The following is a 1,638-nucleotide window of genomic DNA, read 5'->3' as shown; positions in this document are numbered from 1 at the left end:
CATCTACCAGGGGTTTCTTGCGTCGTCAGGCGAACGCCTAGTTCGCGATCATGCCGTGACCAGCGGACCGCTGCTTCGGGGATGAAAATGCCTCAGTGGCAACTCTACTACTTAGGGGATTGACCCTCGGTGGAGAGTCCGGGTGATCTGTCGGGTGTGCTTGTCCGCGTCGGCGTGTCGAACGCTCTCGTCATGCCGACTCGGACGGGACCGTGAGTCGAGTGCACCGATATTCGAAACCTGCCAATCCGTTCGACATGTCGAATCAGACCACTGGTTGACACGGAGGTGCGGAGTTGGACAGCGAAACGCGGATCCGACAGGTGAAGAAGGAACGCTGCGCCAAGACCATCGTCACCGCCCTTATCTTGGGTTGTTGGCCTCTTCCTCCAGGAAGGTAAGCGGCAGATCATGCCGCTATGTCGCGTCCCGAGTCCCGCCCGTAGGGCCACCCGTGTTGCCACGTTCGGATGGCTTCCCGTCTTCAAGTAGCTGAGCAAGGACCCATTGCCTAAAGGTCTCGACTACTAGGAAGGAACTTGATGTTACAGCGGTCAATACCCGCCTGGAGAAATAGAGGAGGTAGATCGCCAGTGATACCCGAGCCCAAAACATCAGATTTACATCGTCACCCCATAGGGAGCCGACAGCGGAAGGCGCGAGGGCCGCTGGCACCACTGTAACGAACGCTAGCGTCAGATTCTGTGCCCGGGTTGGCGGTGCCAAGTCACGAGCGTATCGCGCAAGCCACGTACTACAGTACTCATAGGTGCTCCAGACCTCGTCGTTGATGCTTACCTTCAAGCAGTGCTTTTCGAGCACTACGCGGATTCGTTCTTCAGAATAGGTGGTAAGCAGCATCATCCAAACGGATTCGCTCGTGACGCGAGGGCCAAGCACCAATTGGGCCAGAAATGACGAAATATCCGAGCGTCCGCGACGCTTCTGCTCAGCCACCAAAGAACGGCGTCTGCTGCGTTCACGCAAATACCAGCGCCCCTTAAGCCATTGGACAAGATTGCGAACAGCGCCTGAGTCTTTAAGGTGAAATTTCCCTATACTGCAAAGGCTCGACAGCACATTGAATGCCATAGAAACCGTTCGCCGCAAGACTATCCCCATCGAGTAGGAAGCAACAATAACGAGTGCGGCGATTACTGCAATTTGCAGTGCACACAGGCTTGCGACGGATGCTTTTTCGACAATTTGAACGATATGAGCCCGACGCGCTTGGGGTGGACCTTGCAGAAAAAATGCAAACATTTCAAACAAAAAGAATGCTCCGCTAACTACGGTCATCACATAGACTGAACGAAGATAGCGATCCAGGCGGTTTAGGATTGGCTCCCAAGGCACCACTACCCCCTCAAGGCGGCCATGGATAGCAGTATGGTGAAATTTTCCCGGCTTAGTTATCTGCTTTTTGTCGCAGAATAAATTCAGCCAATCACACCAAGGTAGCCTATAGAGAGACAGTCGAGATCCAGAGCCAGCTATAACTAGAGTATTTTTTCGCATTCCTTGGCCTGAAAAAGAAGTGCTTCAGTGAACCTTTTTCATCCCCAGGCGGCAGGGGTGCTGGTCACAGCATGATCGCGAGCTTGGTGTTCGCCTGACGACGTAAGAAACCCCTGGTAG

Annotated in this window: 1 protein-coding gene; it reads right to left on the bottom strand. The window is 54.0% G+C overall.

Annotated elements, in window-relative coordinates:
- Positions 1–417: 417 nt before the first annotated feature.
- The gene (locus AB0C30_RS59825) at positions 418–1,299 is read right to left on the bottom strand and encodes a hypothetical protein (RefSeq protein WP_357962690.1); all 882 of its coding nucleotides are present in this window, start codon (positions 1,297–1,299) and stop codon (positions 418–420) included.
- Positions 1,300–1,638 lie beyond the last annotated feature (339 nt).

The organism is Nonomuraea sp. NPDC048901 (assembly GCF_040649695.1).
Classification (GTDB): Bacteria; Actinomycetota; Actinomycetes; order Streptosporangiales; family Streptosporangiaceae; genus Nonomuraea.
The sequence above is the reverse complement of the archived record's forward strand: the minus strand, read 5'-3'. Positions and strand labels throughout refer to the sequence as shown.